This window comes from Mycobacterium sp. 236(2023), assembly GCF_029623955.1.
GTDB lineage: Bacteria > Actinomycetota > Actinomycetes > Mycobacteriales > Mycobacteriaceae > Mycobacterium.
In genome coordinates, this window is the sequence record NZ_JARSBP010000004.1 from 115,415 (window position 1) to 134,620 (window position 19,206).

Annotated in this window: 18 protein-coding genes and 1 pseudogene; 12 read left to right on the forward strand and 7 right to left on the reverse strand. The window is 68.3% G+C overall.

Translation table 11 applies throughout. The features are described from left to right. The first annotated feature begins 158 nt into the window (after positions 1–158). Together P9A17_RS17640 and P9A17_RS17645 are read left to right on the forward strand one after the other, a co-directional pair. Entirely contained in the window at positions 159–1,040 is an 882-nt protein-coding gene (locus P9A17_RS17640; RefSeq protein WP_278039997.1) for an MmpS family transport accessory protein, read from the forward strand. Positions 1,041–1,055: 15 nt separating this feature from the next. Next, positions 1,056–1,739, forward strand: coding sequence for a DUF2561 family protein (locus P9A17_RS17645; RefSeq protein ID WP_278039998.1), 684 nt, complete (start codon positions 1,056–1,058; stop codon positions 1,737–1,739). Between the two features lie 104 nt (positions 1,740–1,843). Here the strand turns inward: P9A17_RS17645 and P9A17_RS17650 are convergent, their stop codons facing one another. From P9A17_RS17650 to P9A17_RS17665, 4 genes are read right to left on the reverse strand one after another with little or no spacing between them, the layout of a single operon-like run. Then, positions 1,844–3,505 carry a cytochrome bc complex cytochrome b subunit gene (locus tag P9A17_RS17650; protein ID WP_278039999.1) on the reverse strand — a complete coding sequence of 554 codons (1,662 nt, stop codon included), beginning with the start codon at positions 3,503–3,505 and terminating at the stop codon, positions 1,844–1,846. Further along, a complete protein-coding gene (locus P9A17_RS17655) occupies positions 3,502–4,671 on the reverse strand; it encodes a ubiquinol-cytochrome c reductase iron-sulfur subunit (RefSeq protein WP_278040000.1) in 1,170 nt (389 codons plus the stop codon). Before P9A17_RS17655 ends, P9A17_RS17650 begins: the two co-directional genes overlap by 4 nt. After that, on the reverse strand, positions 4,668–5,474 hold the full coding sequence (locus tag P9A17_RS17660) for a cytochrome c (RefSeq protein ID WP_278040001.1): 807 nt from the start codon (positions 5,472–5,474) through the stop codon (positions 4,668–4,670). The genes P9A17_RS17655 and P9A17_RS17660 overlap by 4 nt, the downstream gene beginning before the upstream one ends. Positions 5,475–5,530: 56 nt before the next feature. Beyond that, positions 5,531–6,142: a heme-copper oxidase subunit III gene (locus tag P9A17_RS17665; RefSeq protein ID WP_278040002.1), complete on the reverse strand. Its 612-nt coding sequence runs from the start codon at positions 6,140–6,142 to the stop codon at positions 5,531–5,533. Positions 6,143–6,253: 111 nt separating this feature from the next. On the opposite strand from P9A17_RS17665, the gene trpD reads away from it, so the two are divergent. Then, positions 6,254–7,282 (forward strand): anthranilate phosphoribosyltransferase, encoded by a 1,029-nt coding sequence (gene trpD, locus P9A17_RS17670; protein ID WP_278040567.1) that lies wholly within the window; start codon positions 6,254–6,256, stop codon positions 7,280–7,282. Here the strand turns inward: trpD and P9A17_RS17675 are convergent. Continuing rightward, positions 7,220–8,998 (reverse strand): annotated as a pseudogene (locus P9A17_RS17675) (DEDD exonuclease domain-containing protein); the annotation flags it as partial. The gene trpD and the pseudogene P9A17_RS17675 sit on opposite strands and share 63 nt — an antisense overlap. A 117-nt stretch (positions 8,999–9,115) precedes the next feature. Here P9A17_RS17675 and P9A17_RS17680 point away from each other — a divergent pair. The 4 genes from P9A17_RS17680 (at position 9,116) to P9A17_RS17695 (ending at position 12,613) form a co-directional block, all read left to right on the forward strand. Then, on the forward strand, positions 9,116–9,349 hold the full coding sequence (locus P9A17_RS17680) for a hypothetical protein (protein WP_278040003.1): 234 nt from the start codon (positions 9,116–9,118) through the stop codon (positions 9,347–9,349). A gap of 150 nt (positions 9,350–9,499) precedes the next feature. Beyond that, positions 9,500–10,678, forward strand: a complete 1,179-nt coding sequence (gene ripC / locus P9A17_RS17685) for a peptidoglycan hydrolase RipC (RefSeq protein ID WP_278040004.1) — start codon at positions 9,500–9,502, stop codon at positions 10,676–10,678. After that, positions 10,647–11,480, forward strand: a complete 834-nt coding sequence (locus P9A17_RS17690; RefSeq protein ID WP_278040005.1) for a peptidase — start codon at positions 10,647–10,649, stop codon at positions 11,478–11,480. Before ripC ends, P9A17_RS17690 begins: the two co-directional genes overlap by 32 nt. Beyond that, positions 11,477–12,613 carry a glycosyltransferase family 4 protein gene (locus tag P9A17_RS17695; protein WP_278040006.1) on the forward strand — a complete coding sequence of 379 codons (1,137 nt, stop codon included), beginning with the start codon at positions 11,477–11,479 and terminating at the stop codon, positions 12,611–12,613. The genes P9A17_RS17690 and P9A17_RS17695 overlap by 4 nt, the downstream gene beginning before the upstream one ends. Here the strand turns inward: P9A17_RS17695 and P9A17_RS17700 are convergent, their stop codons facing one another. After that, positions 12,614–14,428, reverse strand: a complete 1,815-nt coding sequence (locus P9A17_RS17700) for a long-chain fatty acid--CoA ligase (protein WP_278040008.1) — start codon at positions 14,426–14,428, stop codon at positions 12,614–12,616. 99 nt (positions 14,429–14,527) lie between these two features. Here P9A17_RS17700 and P9A17_RS17705 point away from each other — a divergent pair, with 99 nt between their 5' ends. The 5 genes from P9A17_RS17705 to P9A17_RS17725 all read left to right on the forward strand — a co-directional run bounded on the left by P9A17_RS17705 (position 14,528) and on the right by P9A17_RS17725 (position 17,911). After that, positions 14,528–14,917 (forward strand): SRPBCC family protein, encoded by a 390-nt coding sequence (locus P9A17_RS17705; protein WP_278040009.1) that lies wholly within the window; start codon positions 14,528–14,530, stop codon positions 14,915–14,917. A gap of 72 nt (positions 14,918–14,989) precedes the next feature. Then, positions 14,990–15,427 carry an SRPBCC family protein gene (locus P9A17_RS17710; RefSeq protein ID WP_278040010.1) on the forward strand — a complete coding sequence of 146 codons (438 nt, stop codon included), beginning with the start codon at positions 14,990–14,992 and terminating at the stop codon, positions 15,425–15,427. Then, positions 15,420–16,679: an ArsA family ATPase gene (locus P9A17_RS17715; RefSeq protein ID WP_278040568.1), complete on the forward strand. Its 1,260-nt coding sequence runs from the start codon at positions 15,420–15,422 to the stop codon at positions 16,677–16,679. Before P9A17_RS17710 ends, P9A17_RS17715 begins: the two co-directional genes overlap by 8 nt. Continuing rightward, positions 16,676–17,080 (forward strand): hypothetical protein, encoded by a 405-nt coding sequence (locus tag P9A17_RS17720; protein WP_278040011.1) that lies wholly within the window; start codon positions 16,676–16,678, stop codon positions 17,078–17,080. The genes P9A17_RS17715 and P9A17_RS17720 overlap by 4 nt, the downstream gene beginning before the upstream one ends. Before the next feature lie 108 nt (positions 17,081–17,188). Beyond that, positions 17,189–17,911, forward strand: coding sequence for a lysophospholipid acyltransferase family protein (locus tag P9A17_RS17725; RefSeq protein ID WP_278040012.1), 723 nt, complete (start codon positions 17,189–17,191; stop codon positions 17,909–17,911). Here the strand turns inward: P9A17_RS17725 and P9A17_RS17730 are convergent. Continuing rightward, positions 17,908–19,194: a glycosyltransferase family 87 protein gene (locus tag P9A17_RS17730; protein WP_278040013.1), complete on the reverse strand. Its 1,287-nt coding sequence runs from the start codon at positions 19,192–19,194 to the stop codon at positions 17,908–17,910. The two genes, P9A17_RS17725 and P9A17_RS17730, sit on opposite strands and share 4 nt — an antisense overlap. Positions 19,195–19,206 lie beyond the last annotated feature (12 nt).

The window sequence follows — 19,206 nt, forward strand, 5'->3', positions numbered from 1 at the left end:
CCTGTGCTTGGGGCAAGGTCACAATCAGGCAGAGGTTCGCCCGCAACCCGCCTCGGGAGATCCGTTCGGGTGTCGCCGTTGGGTAGTGTTGCCGAGGCGCCATGAGCCGTCACGGCAACCTCCGGCGCCGGAGAAGCAGTCGATAAGGACAGACGTAGATGAGCGGGCCGAATCCTCCCGGGCGGGACTCTGGCAGCTCTGGTTTTCCAGATGACGAGCCAGGCGACGCCACGTCGGACGTCACCAGAGACGTCTCCGCAGGAAGCGGCGACAACCCCGACACCGGCCATACCGACTTCTATTCGCGCGCGTATTCCGCACCGGAGTCGGAACAGTTCCTCAGCAGCGCCTACGCCGGCGGCTCGGACATCGTTCCCTACGACTACGACAACTACGAGTCGACACCCGACACCGACGCAGCCCCGCCACGCTGGCCGTGGGTCGTCGGCGTCGTCGCGATCGTCGCCGCCATCGCTCTCGTCGTGTCGGTGTCCGTGCTGGTGACCCGTACCGACACCGACAGTCTCGCCACCCCGGAGACGACCACCCGTCCGGCGCCGCCCATCCAGGACGAGATCCTGCCGACGACGCCGCCACCCCCGCCACCGCCTCCGCCGCCCACCACGGAGCCGCCACCGCCTCCGCCGCCTGAGACCGTCACGGTGACCGAACCGCCACCGCCGCCACCGCCGCCCACCGAGGCGCCGCCCCCGCCGCCCCAGACGACAGAGGCGCCCCCGCCTCCGACGACCACCACGCCGCGACCCGGACCACGCCAGGTCACCTACTCGGTGACCGGGACCAAAGCGCCGGGCGACATCATCACCGTCACCTACATCGATGCCTCCGGGCGCAGCCGCACCCAGCGCAACGTGTACATCCCGTGGTCTCTGACCGTCACCCCGATCTCCCAGTCCGAGGTCGGCTCCGTGCAGGCGTCGAGCCTGTTCCTGGTAAGCCGGCTGAACTGTTCGATCACCACGAGCGACGGAACCGTGTTGTCCTCCAACACCGGTAACGCCGCCCAGACAAACTGTTAGGCCACCTCACCGCCGATGACACCACTCACCGACACCGCGAACCGGCCGAGCCCCGGCTTCGACGCCGGCGCACTCGACCGCACCGACCGGCTGCTCCTCGGAGGCTGTGTCGCCGTCTGGCTGGCCGCCCTGGGCGCCGGCGTCGCGGCGACGGTCGCGCTCGTAGACCTGGCCAACACCCGCGCAGCGCAAGTTTCTGACTCGGGCACTCCGTGGATCCTCTACACCATCATCGGGGTGTCGGCCGCGGTGATCGTCGCAGCCGTACCGCTGCTGCTGCGGGCTCGGCGCACCGGCGACAGCGAACCGACTGCGGTGGAGAGACGGCTGGCGCAACAGGCCGCTGAGCGGGCACAAACCCCCGCCCGCACAGGGGACGCGCCGACCGAGAAGCTGCGTGTCCCGCCCGCCGTCGTCGACACGAACAGCGGGTGTCTGCCGCGGATCCTGCAGTCGCCGGGCGTGCTCGCCGCGGCTGATTCACCGGCCGTCGACCGGATCTGGCTCCGCACCGGCGCATCCCTGTTCTGCGCGATGGGAGCCGCCACACTGCTGGTCTCGGCCGCGACCTACCTGATGGCCGTCGACAGCGACACCGTCTCCTGGGTGCTCTACGGTGTCGCCGGCGTCGTGACGGTGGGGATGGCCGCCATTCCCTGGTACTTCCTGCGCGAACTGCGCGGCGAACTGGACCGCTGAGTCTCAGCCGTCGAGCGCCTTTGCGGCGTGCAGTGCTGACGTAAAAACAATTCCGCCCCAGCCGTATCGGCTGGGGCGGAATTGTTTACGCGAGACTGTCCGGCTCAGTGATGCCCGTTGGACGAGCCATTCGACGAGCCGTTGGAGGCACTGCTGCGCTCCTGGTGATCGCGCAGCGCGGTGAGCGCCTTGTGCTCGGCCTCGTGTGCGGCCTCGGTGATCGCCTCGTGCTCCGACATCGGATCGCCGAAGAGGAAGCTGCCGCTGCCGGGCGCACCGGCAGATCCCAGCTTGTTCATCCGCTTGGGCAGAGCCGCGCCCTGGTACTCCAGCGGAATGGCATGGCCGTGGTCGTCGACCGGTCCCAACGGCTGGTGCAGCTCGACGTAGGCGCCGTGGGGGAGACGTTTGATGATGCCCGTCTCGATCCCGTGCTCCAGCACCGCGCGATCGCTACGCTGCAGGGCCACCGCCCAGCGGTAGGCGACGAAGTAGACGATCGCAGGCAGCACGACCATGCCGATGCGGCCGATCCACGTCGTCGCGTTCAGCGAGATGTGGAACTTCAGCGCGATGATGTCGTTCATGCACGCGAAGGTCAGCACGATGTAGAACGCGATGGCGGCGGATCCGACCGCAGTGCGCGTCGGTGCGTCACGCGGACGCTGCAGCAGGTTGTGGTGCGCGTTGTCGCCCGTGAGCTTCTTCTCGATGAACGGATACATCGCGAGCAGTCCGAAGATCAGGCCCATGCCGACGGCAACCCACACGCCCTGCGGGATGGTGTGTCCGAACGGGTAGAACTCCCACGCCGGCCACAACCGGATCAAGCCGTCTGTCCACATCATGTAGAAGTCGGGCTGGCTACCGGCAGACACCTGGGACGGTTTGTACGGGCCGAGGACCCAGATCGGGTTGATCTGCAGCAGACCGCCCATCAGGCCGAGGATGCCGACCGTCACCGCGAAGAACGCGCCCGACTTCACCGCGAACACCGGCATGACGCGCACGCCGACCACATTGGTCTCGGTGCGGCCGGGGCCGGGGAACTGGGTGTGCTTCTGGAACCACACCAGCGCGAGGTGAACACCGATGAGCGCCAGGATGATTCCCGGGATCAGCAGGATGTGGAGCGCGTAGAGGCGGGGGATCAGGATCTCGCCGGGGAAGTCGCCGCCGAACAGCGCCCAGTGCATCCAGGTGCCGACGACCGGGATGCCCATCGTGATGCCCGACAGGGCGGCGCGGATACCGGTGCCCGACAGCAGGTCGTCGGGAAGCGAGTAACCGAAGAAGCCCTCGAACATGGCCAGGATCAGCAGCAGCGAACCGATCACCCAGTTCGCCTCACGCGGGCGGCGGAACGCGCCGGTGAAGAAGATGCGGGCAAGGTGAACCATGATCGACGCCGCGAACAGCAGCGCCGCCCAGTGGTGGACCTGCCGGACGAACAAGCCACCGCGGACTTCGAAGCTGATGTCGAGTGCGGTCTCGTAGGCCCGCGACATCTGCACACCGCGCAGCGGCTGGTACACACCGTCGTAGGTGACGTGCATCATCGACGGGTCGAAGAACAGCGTCAACCAGACACCGGTGAGCAGCAGCACCAGGAAGCTGTACATCGCGATCTCACCGAGCAGGAACGACCAGTGCGTCGGGAAGACCTTGTTGAGCTGGCGGCGCACCGCGGCCGAGGGGTGGTACCTCGAGTCGATGGCATCACCCTGCTTGCCGGCGATCTCGCCTGCGCTTGGACGTGGGCTCATGACTTCCGCTCCCAGAATGCCGGTCCGACGGGTTCGATGAAGTCGCCGTTGGCGACCAAGTAGCCGTCCTGGTCGATCGTGATCGGTAGCTGTGCGAGCGCGCGCGCCGCCGGGCCGAAGATCGGCTTGGCGAAGTGCAGCGCGTCGAACTGCGACTGATGGCACGGGCACAGGATGCGGTAGGTCTGCTGCTCGTAAAGCGACGACGGGCAGCCCAGGTGCGAGCAGACCTTCGTGTAGGCGAACAGCTCGCCGAAGTTGAAGCTCTCCTGACCGCGGCGCTTGACGACGCGCGTCATGTCCAGCGGCTTGATGCGGATCAGCATCACAGGATTGCGCACGCCCATGGCGATCTCGGTCAGGTGGTGCTCGGATTCGACAGTCGTTCCGTCGCCGTCTGATTCACGCCACGGGTACACCGTCTCCATGCCACCCGCGTCGAGGTCTTCGGGACGCATTTTGACGAACGGCGACTCGCCCGGCTTGCCGGTGGCCCGGGCCAGGAAGATCGTCTCGCCGTGGAAGCGGGGCGTCCACCCCGACGTCCACAGCACGGCCTTCATGCCCTCGGCGGTCGGTACGACCGGCTTCCACGGGTTCTTGATGAGGCCACCGATGAACGCAATGGCGGTGCCCAGGCCGAAGGCGCCGAACCCGATACCGAGTGAGAGCCCGATCATCTTGCGTCGCTTGATGGTTGAGCCGTCCAGCGCGTCACCGAGGTTGGCCGCGACGGTCCTGCGGTCGATTTCGGGGGAGCGACCGTCGTGGCGATCCTGGATTGAGATCTCTTCGGGGATGAACTTCTTCTGGAACAGGACCGCGCCGACACCGATCGCCAGGACCGACAGACCGAACGTCAGGCCGTAGAGCGGTGTTGCCAGCGAGTAGAGCCACTCGCCCTCTTCGCCGTAGGGCACGTACTCCCACGGCCAGAACAGGAAGACCAGCAGCAGTGCGAGACCGGCGAATCCGGCCAGCAGGAACCAGTACGCGACGGTGCGTTCCGCACGCTTCTCGGCTTTCGTGCCGGGAATGGGGAAGCGCGGCTCCTTGTAGATCGTCTCGACGCCGTCGATTCTGCCGCCGAGCTCGAGCAGCTCCTCCTGCGACATCTTCGCCAGTTCGGCGTCGCTCGGGTTGGGGACGTCAGGCTTTGCACTCATGCCCGTGCTCCGATCCAGAGGGCGGCGGCGATGATTGCCACCATTCCGACGATCCAGGCGACCATGCCTTCCGACGTGGGACCGAAGCCGCCGAGGCCGAGGCCGCCGGGCGTCGGTGTCTCCGCCGATTCGCGGACGTAGGCCACGATGTCGCGCTTCTCTTCCGGGGAGAGCTGACGGTCGGAGAACTTGGGCATGTTCTGCGGGCCCGTCGCCATGGCGGTGTAGATCTGGGCCGGCGTCGCCGGGCCCAGGTCGGGCGCGTACTTGCCCGACGACAGCGCGCCACCCTTACCCGTGAAGTTATGGCAGGACGCACAATTGAGGCGGAAGAGGTCGCCGCCGCGGGCGACGTCGTTGCCGATCAGGGACTGTTCGGCGACGTGGCCGTTTTCGTCGCGGGGGACGACGGGGCCGCCGCCGTTGGCCTGCACGTAGGCACCGAGCGCATCGATCTGCTCCGGGTCGAACGCCGGATCCTTGCGCATGATCTGCGCCTCGTTGCGCATCGCGGGCATACGTCCGGTCGAGACCTGGAAGTACACGGCCGCTTCGCCGACGCCGATCAGGCTGGGACCGCGGTCGGCGACACCCTGCAGGTTGACGCCGTGGCAGGACACACAGGACGTGTCGTAGAGCTGCTGACCAGTGCGCAGCATCGCCGATGCCGACTCATCGGCGACAGCCACCTGCGGGGTCGGAGTGAGGGTGGCTGCCAGACCGCCGGCCATCACCAATCCGCTCAGCAACAGCAGCGCTGCCGTGACGCGGCGGCGAAGCCGCCTACGCGACTTGCTGGTCATCGAACCCCTTCTGTTCTCGGGCTGTGAGTTCGGCATCGGACGCGCCGGCGAGTCGGTCATCGGACGAAGTAGATGACGGCGAACAGGGCGATCCACACGATGTCGACGAAGTGCCAGTAGTACGACACGACGATGGCGGCAGTGGCCTGTGCGGGCGTGAACTTGCTCATCTTCGTCCGGGCCAGCAGCAGGATGAAGGCGATCAGACCACCGATGACGTGCAGGCCGTGGAAGCCGGTCGCCAGGTAGAAGACGGTGCCGTAGGCGCTGCCGGGGATGGTGGTGCCGTGCTCGACCAGGTGAACGTATTCGTAGGCCTGCCCGAGGACGAAGAAGAGGCCCATCGCGAAGGTCAGCGTGTACCACCGGCGCAGCCCGAAGACGTCGCCGCGCTCGGCGGCGAAAACACCCATCTGGCACGTGAACGACGACGCGATGAGGACCAGCGTCACCGGCACTGCCAGCGCAAGGTTCAATTCGGTCGGCTCCGGCGGCCAGTCACCGTGGGCCTGGGCACGCGCGGTGAAATACATCGCGAACAGTCCAGCAAAGAACATCAGTTCACTGGAAAGCCAGACGATGGTGCCAACACTGACCATATTGGGCCGGTTCAGCGAATGCACGCGCGACGTGATTGCGGTTCCCGACGTCCCTACAGCGCTCGTCACAGGAGCAAGTATGACGCTTTGTAGTTGTTGAACTCCACCCGGGTGGAGCAATTCGTCATAATCGCGTTCGTGACTACGCCTACGCCTACGTCCCCAACTCCGACATGGTCGATGATTCTCGGCAGATTGACGACGGTGCAGGGCCTCCTGCCGGGGCAGGCGGCCTGGGCGATGGACCAGATCATGACCGGCGCCGCGACGCCCGCCCAGATCGCCGCGTTCGGCGTGGCGATGAAGATGAAGCGGCCGACGTCGGCGGAGGTCGCCGAGCTCGCCGAGATCATGCTCAAGCACGCGCGCCGGGTGCCGACCGACACGATCGGGACCGCCACCGTCGACGTCGTCGGCACCGGCGGGGACGGCGCCAACACCGTGAATCTGTCGACGATGGCTTCGATCGTGGTCGCCGCGGCAGGTGTCCCGGTGGTCAAGCACGGAAACCGTGCCGCGTCGTCGCTGTCCGGTGGCGCCGACACACTCGAAGCTCTGGGCCTGCGGATCGATCTGGGTCCCGACGAAGTCGCGCGCTGCGTCTCCGAGGTCGGCATCGGCTTCGCGTTCGCTCCGCAATTCCATCCGTCCTACCGGCACGCCGGGGTGGCCCGTCGCGAGATCGGCGTCCCGACGGTGTTCAACCTGCTCGGCCCGCTGACGAATCCGGCGACCCCGCGGGCGGGCCTGATCGGTTGCGCCTGGGGCGACCTCGCCGAGGTGATGGCAGAGGTTTTCGCGACCCGGGGCTCGAGCGTGCTGGTGGTTCACGGCGACGACGGCCTCGACGAGCTGACGACCACGACGACGAGCACGATCTGGCGGGTGCAGGCGGGCACGGTGGAGCGACTGCGATTCGACCCGGCCGCGTTCGGATTCCAGCGCGCCGACATCTCGGCGCTGCGAGGGGGCGACGCCGCGTCGAATGCGGCGTCGGCGCGAGACGTGCTGGCCGGAGCCGCGGGACCGGTACGCGACGCCGTCGTACTCAATGCCGCTGGAGCGCTCGTGTCGCATGCCGGGCTATCCAGCGACGCTCAGTGGGTCCCGGCCTGGGAGTCCGGGCTCGCGCGGGCGAAGGACGCCATCGACTCCGGCGCGGCCGAACAGCTGCTCGCGCGTTGGGTGCGGTTCACCCAACAGCTCTGACCCGTCGAGCTGTTCTGCGGCGAGCCGCGCCGAGCGCGCGGTGGCCGACCAGGCGGCCCACCGTCCCGCCGCGGCGATCGGTGAGCAGTACCCCGTGTCGGTGCGCACGATCCGCACCCCGGGCGCGGCCAGCCATCGCGCGATCAGGGCGGTCTCCTCGACCAAAGCGCCTCCGAGAGGGCCGGAATCGGGCAGTACGGACTGCGCGGCCGCGGTCAGGGCGTCGACGACCGGCATCGGCGGCACGCCGCGCGGCGCGACCCCGGCCGCCGCGAGCTGACCGTGGCGGACGACGGCGAGCTGCCAGCCGCGGTCACCGTCGGGGCGGGCGGCAACGAGTTCGCCGATCGCCGTCAATGCGCGCAGGCGCTGTCCGCGCCACAGCACATCGACTGTGACGGCGGTGTGATCGCGCAGCCGCGCCGCGGTCTCGTAGCGATGCCGCTCCGCCAGGTCGGCGATCTGGGCCAGCGCCGCTTCCAGTGCGCGACCGCACCGACCGTCGATCAGTGCGAGCGCGGCTTCTGCGGCGACCCCGTAGGCGGCGGCGTCGACGCCGCGCCCGGCCGGGCACGGCGACACCTCGCGCTCCGGGCACGACGGGCCGTGGACGGCCGACCGGCCCAGCCGATTCGTGCACGTCCGCACGCCGGTGAAGCGGGCCATCAGGAACGCCGTCTCGACGGCGTCGGCGCGCGACCGGAACGGGCCGACCACGCTCTCGGTGCGCGGGGTGCGGACCGCGGAGAACCGGGGAAAGGCCTCGTCGGTCAACCTCACCCACCACCACCGGTGCGGGAACTTGGATCTGCGGTTGTACGGCGGCGCATGCGCGGCCAGCAGCCGCAGTTCGCGCACCCCAGCCTCCAGCTCGTGGGCGCACACGACGTGGTCGACGGCCGTCGCCAGCGACGCCATCTCCTTGATCCGGGTGCGCGGGTCGGCGCCGTTGAAGTACTGCCCGACGCGGCGGCGCAGGTCTTTCGCGGTGCCGACATAGAGCACCTCGGCCGACGGTCCCCGGAACAGGTAGACGCCGGGGCTTCGCGGCATGCCGCGGGCGAGGTGTCGCTTGCCGCGCTGCGCAGGCGTCACGTCGGGCAGATAGGCCCGCAGTTCGGCATAGGTGTGCACGCCCTGGTTGCCGACGCGCTCGATGAGCCCGTGCAGGACGTCGACGGTGGCGCGGGCGTCGTCGAGGGCGCGGTGCGTCGGGGTGGTCGACGCGCTGAACAGCTGCGCCAGCGCGGACAGCCGCACGCTCGGCGCCTCGTCGCGGGTCAGCACCCGGCGCGCGAGCGTGACCGTGCACAGCACCGGAGGTTTGGGCCACGGGAGGTCGTTGCGTTCGGCGGCGGCGCGCAGGAATCCGATGTCGAACCTGGCGTTGTGGGCCACGAGCACCGCGCCGCGGGAGAACTCCAGGAAGGCGGGCAAGACCGCCTCGATTTTCGGTGCGTCGTACACCATCGCCGACGTAATGCCCGTCAGCGCGACGATCTGCGGGGGGATCGCGCGACCGGGATCGACCAACGTGGCGAACTCGCCGATGATCTCGCCGCCGCGGATCTTGACCGCGCCGATCTCGGTGATCGCGTCGTGACGGTCTCCGGAGGGCCGGCCGCCGGTGGTCTCCAGATCGACCACGACGAACGTGGTCTCGCGCAGCGTCGGGTCCGCGGATGGGTCGACGTCCGAGAAGCTCAGCTGACCCATGTGCTGAAGGTAGGCGCCCGCGGTGACAACTCCGGTGAAGCGGCGCCGAGCCCGCCCCGGCTTGTCGGTGGCCGTCGATACCGTGCGGACGACTGCAATCGAGAGGACACAGGTGCGATGGCACAGAATCAGCGGCCGCCGGACGACGGCGGCACAGTGAAGATCGACTGCGACGACTGCGCCGTACGGGGGCCCGGATGCCAGGATTGCGTGGTCAGCGTGCTTCTCGGGGTGCCGGAGACGCTCCACGTCGACGAGCGTCGCGCCCTGGAAGTCCTCGCCGAGGTGGGTTTGGCTCCCCGGCTGCGGCTGGTGCCGATTCACCGGCAGAGTGACACCGGCGTCGCGTGACGACACACGTCGAGCGACGGCCTCCGTTCCTCAGGGAGGGCTGCTAGATTTGCGTCTTCCGTTGGACAAGGCCGTTGCCGTTTCGTAACCTATCCGAGACCTAAGTGAGTTCGAGGCGGCTCGTTACGGCAGTTGAAGGACGCAGAAATCTTGACGCTCGACCGCGCGCATTGGAGCACCCGCCGTATCCGGCAACCCCTCATCGTGGCCATGACGGGCCTGGCCGTAATCGGCGCGGTCCTCACAGGACACGCCGTCGCCGATCCCGCCGAGGACGCGCTGGCAAAGTTGAACGATCTTTCTCGACAGGCCGAGCAGACCACCGAGGCGATGCACTCGGCGGAGCTGGATCTGGACAGCAAGCTGGTCGTTCAGCAGGCCGCCGAGTCCAAGCATGCGAGTGACCTCGCCTCGATGGAATCCGCTAAAGCGCAACTGTCCGACTTCCAGAGCAAGGTCGACAGGCTCGCGGCAGCCCAGTACATGGGTGGCCGCCCGTCCGGTTTCGACGCGATGCTGACCGCATCCTCGCCGCAGGGACTCATCGACCAGCTATCGGTGCAGCGCGTCATGGCCACCGAGATGCAGGCGCAGATGACGGCCTTCCGTGACGCCGGACAGCGCGCCGAGATCGCCGAGCAGGCTTCGGCGGCATCGGCCGCTGAAGCCAAGACCGCGGCCGAGCAGGCCGCCGCGGTGCGTGCCGATCTGCAGTCCAAGCAGAGTCAGCTGCAGACCCAGATCGCGATCGTGAAGGCCCAATATGAGGCCCTGACGCCCACCCAGCGCGAGGCGTTGGCGGCCGCACCTCCGCCGCCTCCGATTCCGGCCGCCGCACCTCTGCCGCCGTTGCCTCCGCCACCCGGACAGGATCCGGCGATCCTGGCCGCACCCCCGCTTCCCGGCCTACCGCCCCCGGGCGCACCGCCGGCACCGGGACTGCCCGGCGCGATCCCACCCGGCGACATCGCTCCGCCCGGATCTCCGGCAGCCAACACCGTCATCCAGGCGGCGCTGAGCCGCATCGGTTCCCCCTACTCGTGGGGCGGGTCCGGCCCGAGCGCGTTCGACTGCTCCGGGCTGGTGATGTGGTCGTTCCAGCAGGCAGGCATCTCGCTGCCGCACTCGAGCCAGGCACTGGCCCGTGGCGGGCAGTCCGTCTCGATGGACCAGATGCAGCCGGGCGACCTCGTCACCTATTACTCCGACGCCTCACACGTCGGCATCTACATCGGCGACGGCATGATGGTGCACGCCTCCACCTACGGCACCCCGGTGCGCGTCGCTCCGGTGGACAATGCGCCGATCTACAACGTTCGTAGGTACTGAGGCGTCCGCCGGTACTGAGACCGCGCGTCGCAGAATCGGAGCCGTCCTCGCTGCCGAGCTGATCTGCGCGGTATTCCTCGTCAGCGGTCCGCAGCTGGCCACGCCGGGCCCTGCCGTCGCAGCCCCGGCCTCGGAGGCCCGCCCCGCCCAGCTGCCCGGCACCCGTTCGGTGTCCACCCCTGACGGCCGCTCCGCGGAACTTGTCGACCTAGGCGCCGCAGGTGCAGCCGCATTGCTGGACCGCATCGCCGTCGAACTGCCCGGCGCCACCCAAGCGGTCACAGCGTTCTGGGGACCGGACTGGCGTCGTGACATCTCGATCGTCGTCGCAGGCTCCGCCGAACAGTTCGCCACACTGGCCGGCGGCGGACCGGACATCGCGGCCACCACCACGGCTGAACGGATCATGTTCTCGCCGGGGGCGACGTCGATGAACGACGACGATCTGCGAATAGTGCTGCGCCATGAGCTCTTTCACTACGCGGCCAGGACGGACACCGCCTCCGACGCCCCGGTGTGGCTCACCGAAGGCGTTGCCGATTACGTCGGGCGCCCGCCCGCTCCCACGCCGCCCGCGGCGCCCGTCGCGCTGCCGACCGACGCCGAGCTGGCCACCCCCGGACCGGGGCGGTCGGCCGCCTACGACCGCGCGTGGGAGTTCGCCACCTATGTCGCCGACACCTACGGTGCCGAGAAGCTGCGCGCGCTATACATCGCGGCGTGCGGGCACGGTCATGCCGACATGGCGACCGCGACCAGGGCCGCTCTCGGTGTGGATCTGTCCGAAGTGCTCGGCCGGTGAAACGAATCCTGCTCGTCACCAACGATTTTCCGCCCCGCCGCGGTGGCATCCAGTCGTACCTCGAGGCGTTGGTGGGTCACCTGGTCGCCTCCGACGAGTATGCGCTGACGGTCTACGCGCCGAAGTGGAAGGGCGCCGAAGACTACGACTGCGTCGCTGCATCGACCGGCTACACGGTGGTCCGTCATCCCGGCACCCTGATGGTGCCCGAGCCCACCGTCGCGATGCGGATGCGCCGGCTGATCTCCGAGCATGACATCGACACGGTGTGGTTCGGCGCGGCGGCGCCGCTGGCACTGATGTCGCCGCTCGCGCGGGCGGCCGGAGCGCAGCGCGTCGTCGCCAGCACCCACGGCCACGAGGTGGGCTGGTCGATGCTGCCGCTGGCTCGAACGGCGTTGCGGCGCATCGGCAATGACACCGACGTCGTCACCTACATCAGCGACTACACCCGCGGCCGGTTCGCGTCGGCCTTCGGGCCGAAGGCTGCGCTCGAGAATGTGCCGCCCGGTGTGGACACCGACCGCTTCGTGCCCGACGAGGTTGCGCGCGCCGAGATGCGGGCCCGCTACCGACTCGGCACCCGGCCGGTCGTGGTGTGTCTGTCGCGGCTGGTGCCGCGCAAAGGCCAGGACATGTTGATCCGCGCGTTGCCCGCCATCCGCCAGCGAGTCCCCGGCGCGGCGCTCGTCATCGTCGGTGGCGGCCCGTACCGGACATCGCTGCATCGGCTCGCCCACAACTTCGGAGTCGCCGAGCACGTCGTGTTCACCGACGGGGTGCCCGGCGACGAACTGCCCGCCCACCACGCCATGGCCGACGTGTTCGCGATGCCCTGCCGAACCAGGGGATCAGGCCTCGACGTCGAAGGGCTGGGCATCGTCTATCTGGAGGCGTCGTCGACCGGGGTGCCGGTGGTGGCGGGCCGGTCCGGCGGGGCGCCGGAGACCGTTGTCGACGGCGAGACGGGGCACGTCGTCGACGGCGAGGACGTCGGGGCGATCGCGGCCGCCGTCGGCGATCTGCTCGCCGACCCCGCCCACGCCGCTGCGATGGGCGCCGCGGGCAGGCAGTGGGCCGTCGGCAACTGGCAGTGGAGCAGTCAGGCCGAGAAGCTGGCCCGGCTGCTCTAGCTAGTCGCCTGCCTTGCTGTAGAGGGCGTCGATGTCGGCGGCGAACTTCTCGGCGACGACCTTGCGCTTCACCTTCAACGTCGGCGTCAGCTCCCCGGTGTCCTCGGTGAAGTCGACCGGCAGGATGCGGAACTTGCGGATCTGCTCGGCCTTCGACACGGCCTGGTTGGCATCCTTGACGGCCAGTTCGACCTCGGCCCGCAGGTCCGGATCGTCGGCGAGGTCGGCCACCGAAGCGCCGGAACCCTTGCTGTTGCGGTCTTTCCAGCCGGGGAACGCCTCGGGATCGATCGTGATCAGTGCGGCGATGAAGGGTTGCTGATCGCCGACGGCCATCGCCTGGCTGATCAGCGGGTGGGCACGCAGCCGGTCCTCCAGCAAGGCGGGGGCGACGTTCTTGCCGCCCGCGGTCACGATGATCTCCTTCTTGCGGCCGACGATCGACAGGAAGCCGTCATTGTCGATCGCGCCGAGATCGCCGGTGTGGAACCAGTCGCCGGTGAAGACGGCTTTGGTCTCCTCCTCGTTGCCCCAGTAGCCGTTGAACACCACGCCGCCTTTGACCAGCAACTCACCGTCATCGCCCAGCTTCATGCTGTTGCCGGGCACCAGCTTGCCGACCGAACCCACCCGAAGGTCACCGACGCGGTTCACGGTGATCGCGGCACTCGTCTCGGTCAGGCCGTAGCCCTCGTAGATCGACAGACCGACGCCGCGGTAGAAGTGGCCGAGCCGCGCGCCCAGTGGCGCGCCGCCCGAAATCGCGGCGTGACAGTTTCCGCCGAGCGCGGCGCGCAGCTTGCCGTAGACCAACTTGTCGAAGACCGCGTGCTTGAGCTTGAGCAGCAGACCGGCACCGCCGGTGTCCTGAGCCTTGCTCCACTCGATCGCCGTCTCGGCGGCCGCGGCGAAGATCTTTCCCTTGCCGCCGCTTTCGGCATTCTGTTCGGCGGTGTTGAACACCTTTTCGAACACCCGCGGCACCGACACCACGAGCGTCGGCTTGAACACCGCGAGCATCGGCACCAGGTTCTTGATGTCGCTGGTGAATCCCAGCGTCACCCCGTTGGTGAAGGCGCCGATGGTCAGCGCACGCGCCAGCACATGCGCCAGCGGCAGGAACACCAGCAGTTTCTCGCCTTTGGCGAGGTGATCGGGGAAGCAGGCCTTGGCGCCGCGGATCTCGTAGAGCAGGTTCGAATGGGTCAGCTGGCAGCCTTTCGGCCGGCCTGTGGTGCCTGACGTGTAGATCAGCGTCGCGGCATCGGAGGACTTGATAGCGGCCACACGCTCGTCGACCGCGGCGGCGTCCACGCTCGCACCGGCCTCGGCGAGCTCCTCCAGCGCCGGGGTCCCTGAGCCGTCGATGACGTACACCTTGCGCAGCTGCGGCAGCGTGTCGCGCTGCTCCTCGATGCGCGCCGCGTGCGCATCCGTCTCGGCGACCGCGGCGACGGCCGCGGAGTCGTTGAGCACGAACTGCACCTGTTCGGCCGAGCTCGTCTCGTAGATGGGCACGGTCACCGCGCCGACCGACAGGATCGCGAAGTCCAGGATCGGCCACTCGTAGCGCGTCGCCGACAACAGCGCGACCCGGTCGCCGGGCTGAACCCCCGCAGCGATCAAACCCCGTGCCGCCGAACGGATCTGCTCGGCCGCCTGCCGGCTCGTCACGTCGACCCAGTTGCCGTCGACCAGACGCTGGAGGATCACGTGATCCGGGTCGTCTCGCTCGTGGGAGTAGACACCACTGACGATGTTGTCGTGCTCGGCGACGGTGAACGGTGCGGCAATGCTGAACTCACGCGCAGTCATCGGAGTTGGAGACCCTCTCGCTTTACAGGCCGTAATGTGATGTACAGCGTAGTCGTCCGTTGCCGGGCTGCGGCCGGGCATGTGTGAAGCTTGTCTGTCATGAACAGCTTCCAGATCGCCGACGAGACGTTCATCGCCGCCGATCCCGTGGCCGTCGGTGAGGCGGTGGCGGACCGGGCGAGCTGGTCACGGTGGTGGCCTGACCTGCGATTGGTCGTGGTCGAGGACCGCGGTGAGGCGGGGCAGCGCTGGACGGTCACCGGCGCGGTGACCGGCACCATGGAGATCTGGCTGGAGAAGGTTCTCGACGGGGTCGTGCTGCACTATTTCTTGCATGCCGAGCCGTCCGGGGCGGCGGCGCATGAACTCGCCAAGATGAACCTGCCCAAGTTGAACCACCGCAGGCGCGTGGCGGGCAAGGACATGGCGTTCGAGGTCAAGCGCAGGCTGGAGGCCGGTCGTCCGGTCGGGGTGTCCTGGCAGGCCTGAAGTGCGGGGCCATCCCCATTTCAGAAGAGTAGATTTCTGGCCAGCGACCAGACCATAGCGGGGAAGGTTCCAGTGGCAGACAAGACGGCGCAGACCATCTACATCGATGCCGATCCGTCCACGGTGATGGACGTGATCGCCGACATCGGCTCCTACCCGGATTGGGTCGCGGAGTACAAGGAGACCGAGGTTCTCGAAGCCGACGACGAAGGTTTCCCGAAAGTCGCCAGGCTGCTTCTCGACGCCGCCGTCCTCAAGGACAACATGGTGCTGGCCTACGAGTGGCCTGCGGATCGCAATTCGGTGACCTGGTCGCTGGTGTCGAGCACGCTGCTCAAGTCGCTCGACGGAGCATATCGGTTGGCGCCCAAGGGTTCTGGCACCGACGTCACCTACGAGCTGTCGGTCGACCTGATCATCCCGATGATCGGCCTGCTCAAACGCAAGGCCGAGCGGCGGCTGACCGATACCGCGCTGAAGGACCTGAAGAAACGAGTCGAGGCTGATTGAGGGCAGGGATGCTGCCCGAATCAGTCTGTTCGTCGGCAAGGGTGGCGTAGGTAAGTCGACGCTGGCGACCGCGACGGCAGTGCGTGCAACGCGTGCCGGGATGCGGGTCCTTCTGGTGTCCACCGATCAGGCGCACTCCATCGGAGACGTGCTCGGGGTAAGCCTCGTCCCGACCGGGCGGCGCGAACCCACCCGGGTGCTGGCCGACCTCGACACCGCCGAATCCGGTGGCGGCCATCTGGACGCGCTGGCCCTCGACACGCTGGCGCTGCTCGCCGGCCGGTGGCGCGAAATCGCGAGCCCGCTGGCCGAGCGCTTCCCCGATTCCGATGTCGGAGACATTGCCTCAGAAGAGCTTTCGGCGTTGCCGGGCGTCCAGGAGGTGCTCGGCCTGCACGAGGTGGGGGAGCTCGCGACCTCGGGGAGCTGGGACCTCGTCGTCGTCGATTGCGCCTCCACCGCCGACGCCATGCGCATGCTGACGTTGCCTGCGACGTTCGCGCTCTACCTGGAACGCGCCTGGCCACGTCATCGTCGCCTGTCCAGTGCTGACGACCCCCGCACGGCACTGGTCGTCGGCCTGCTGGAGCGAATCGGCGCAGGCACCGAAGAGCTGAGCACTCTGCTCACCGACGGGTCGCGGGTCAGTGCACACCTGGTGATGACCGCGGAACGGGTCGTCGCCGCCGAGGCGGTCCGCACGCTGGGGACGCTGAGCCTGATGGGCGTGCAGGTGGCCGAGCTCATCGTGAATCAGATTCTGGTGCAGGACGATTCGTTCGAATACAGTAATCTTCCCGCCCACCCGGCGTTCGACTGGTACTCGGAGCGCATCTCCGAGCAGAAGTCCGTCCTCGACGACCTCGACCGCGCCATCGGCGATGTCGCGCTGGTCATGGTGCCCCACCTGCCGGGCGAGCCGATCGGGCCCAAGGCGCTGGGCGAACTGCTCGAGTGCGCGCGCAGGCGTGACGGCTCGCCGCCGCCCGGGCCGTTGCGGCCGATCGTGGACCGGGAGTCGGGGACCGGTCTGGATGCGGTGTACCGGCTGCGCCTGGAGCTGCCTCAGGTCGAGTCGTCGGAACTGTCGTTGGGTAGGGTCGATGACGACTTGATCGTCGGCGTCGGCGGGATGCGGCGCCGGGTTCGCCTGGCGTCGGTGTTGCGGCGGTGCATCGTCACCGGCGCCCAACTGCGCGGTAGCGAGCTGACGGTGCGATTCCGACCGAATCCGGAGGTGTGGCCGCGGTGAGTGGGGCGCACTCCGATCTGGGGCCTGAACTGCGAGCTCTCGCCCAGTCGATCCTGGACAAACTCGATCCCGCGATCCGGCTCGCCGCCGCCCGTGCGCAATCGGCGGGAAACAGCCCCGGGCGGTGCCAGCAGGTGTGGTGCCCCGTCTGCGCGCTGGCCGCGCTGATCTCGGGTGAGCAGCACCCGCTGCTCGACGTGGTCGCCGAGCACAGCGTGGCGCTGCTGACGTTGGTGAAGGCGATGGTCGACACCATGGACTCCGGGGCAGACACCGCCGCCCCCGGTCCGCCCCCTCCGGATCCGTCCGGTCCCGGCGGTGCGCCCGACGACGATCCCGGCCCGCCGTCACCGCCGCCACCGGGACGGTACGAGCACATCCCGGTGAGTTTCGACGAATAGCAGTCGAGTAGAACTACTCAGCCCGCTATGTGGTCGCATGCACACACCGTGGGTAAAGTTGTCGCAGAGCATATTGACCGCGCCGCGGTCGGGTCATCCGGAGGGTCCATGTGGTACTGGCTGTTCAAGTACGTCCTTCTGGGGCCGCTGCTGGCGTTGATCGCCCGACCCAAAATCGAAGGGCTGGAACATATCCCGCCCGGCGGGTCGGCCATCCTGGCCAGCAACCACCTGGCGGTGATGGACAGCTTCTATCTGCCACTGATGGTGCGTCGCCGGATCACGTTCCTCGCGAAAGCGGAATACTTCACCGGCACGGGTCTGAAGGGGCGATTCCTGGCGTGGTTCTACACCGCCGTCGGCCAGGTGCCGATCGACCGCACCGACGCTGACAGTGCGCAGGCGGCGCTGGTCACCGCCGAGCGGATTCTCGGTCAGGGCAAGCTGCTCGGCATGTATCCGGAGGGGACGCGCTCGCCGGACGGCCGGCTGTACAAGGGCAAGACCGGCCTGGCCCGGCTGGCGCTGCAGACGCAGGTACCCGTGATTCCGGTCGCGATGATCGGAACCGATGACGTGAACCCGCCGGGCAAAGGGCTGCGCTTCGGCCGGGTGACGATCCGCATCGGTGCGCCGATGGACTTCGCTCGCTTCGAGGGCCTCGCTGGAAATCGGTTCATCGAGCGGGCGGTTGTCGACGAGGTCATGTACGAACTGATGCGCCTGTCCGGCCAGGAATACGTCGACCTCTATGCCGCGGACGTCAAACTGGGAAAAGCTGACGCGGTGGCCGCGCCGCCGGCCCGCCTGCCGGAGTCTGCGGCCGGTTAGGCCTTGAGCACCTTCGCGGCGGGTTCCGCCGCGTCGGCCTCCGCGGCGTCGTTGCCGAGCGTGCGGGCCCTCATCGTGCCGATGACGACGATCACCGCCAGCGCCCACCACAGATAAGAGCCACCCACCAACTGCTTCCACAGCGGGGCGGTGGTCTCGCGATGTTCGGGCAGCAGCGTGAGCGGCGACCACACCATCAGGGCCAGCCCGATCGCGGACACGGCGCCGAGCGCGACGTGGCGCAGTCGCACCGCAAGGACGGCGGTCGCCACCACGGTCGGAAGCATCCACACCCAATGGTGCGACCACGACACCGGCGACACCACGAGGCCGAACATCGCGACGCTGAGCAACGCGAGCACCGGCTGCTCGGCACGCAACGCTCTGCGTGCCGCCCACACGGTCAGCCCCAGGACGGCGAAGCACAGCGCCGCCCAGAGCACGAACCGCGGGCCCTCACCGACACCCAGCCGGGCCAGCGCGCCCGCGATGTTCTGGTTGGTGTTCAGCGTTGCGGTGCCGATGCGGTCGGTGTCGCGCAGGGTCTCGAACCAGTACTCCCACGAATCCCGCCACGCGAACGCGAACCCCGCCAGCGTCGCCACGACCGCCGAGGCCGCCGTCACGAGCAGGGCGCGAATGTCTCGGCGCAGCAGGAAGTACAGCAGGAACACCGCGGGCGTCAGCTTGACCGCGATCGCGATGCCCAGCAGCATGCCGCGCGGCCACGGCGTGCGGCGCGGCACGCAGTCGGCGATGACCAGCGTCATCAACACCACGTTGATCTGGCCGAAATCGAAGTTCGCACGGATCGGTTCCAGGTAGATCACCGCGGGCGCGACGATCGCCGCCGCCAGCCAGCAGCGGCGCATCCAGGCCGGCTCGCTGGTGATCGACGTCGTCGACCACACATCGAGGCGCGTCAGCACGATGACCGTCGACACCACCAGCAGGATCAGCGTGGTGGCCGTGATCGCCACGCTGGCGGCGTTCAGCGACAACAGCGCAAACGGCGCGAAAGCCACGGCAGCAAGCGGCGGATACGTGAACGGCAGCTCGAGGCCGCCCTGCGTCTGGAACATCTGTCCGTCGGCGTACAGGGGCCGGCCGTCGAGCCAGGCCTGTCCGCCCATGCGGTAGACGTCGATGTCGATGCGGTACGGGATGTGGCCGAGCAGGCTCCACGCGGCGGCAACCAACGCCGCGAGCGTCAGTATCTGAAACAGCCGCCAGGCCAGCGTTGGGCCCCAACCAGCCCCGCCGGGCGACCGCCGATTACTCATGTCGGGCACCAG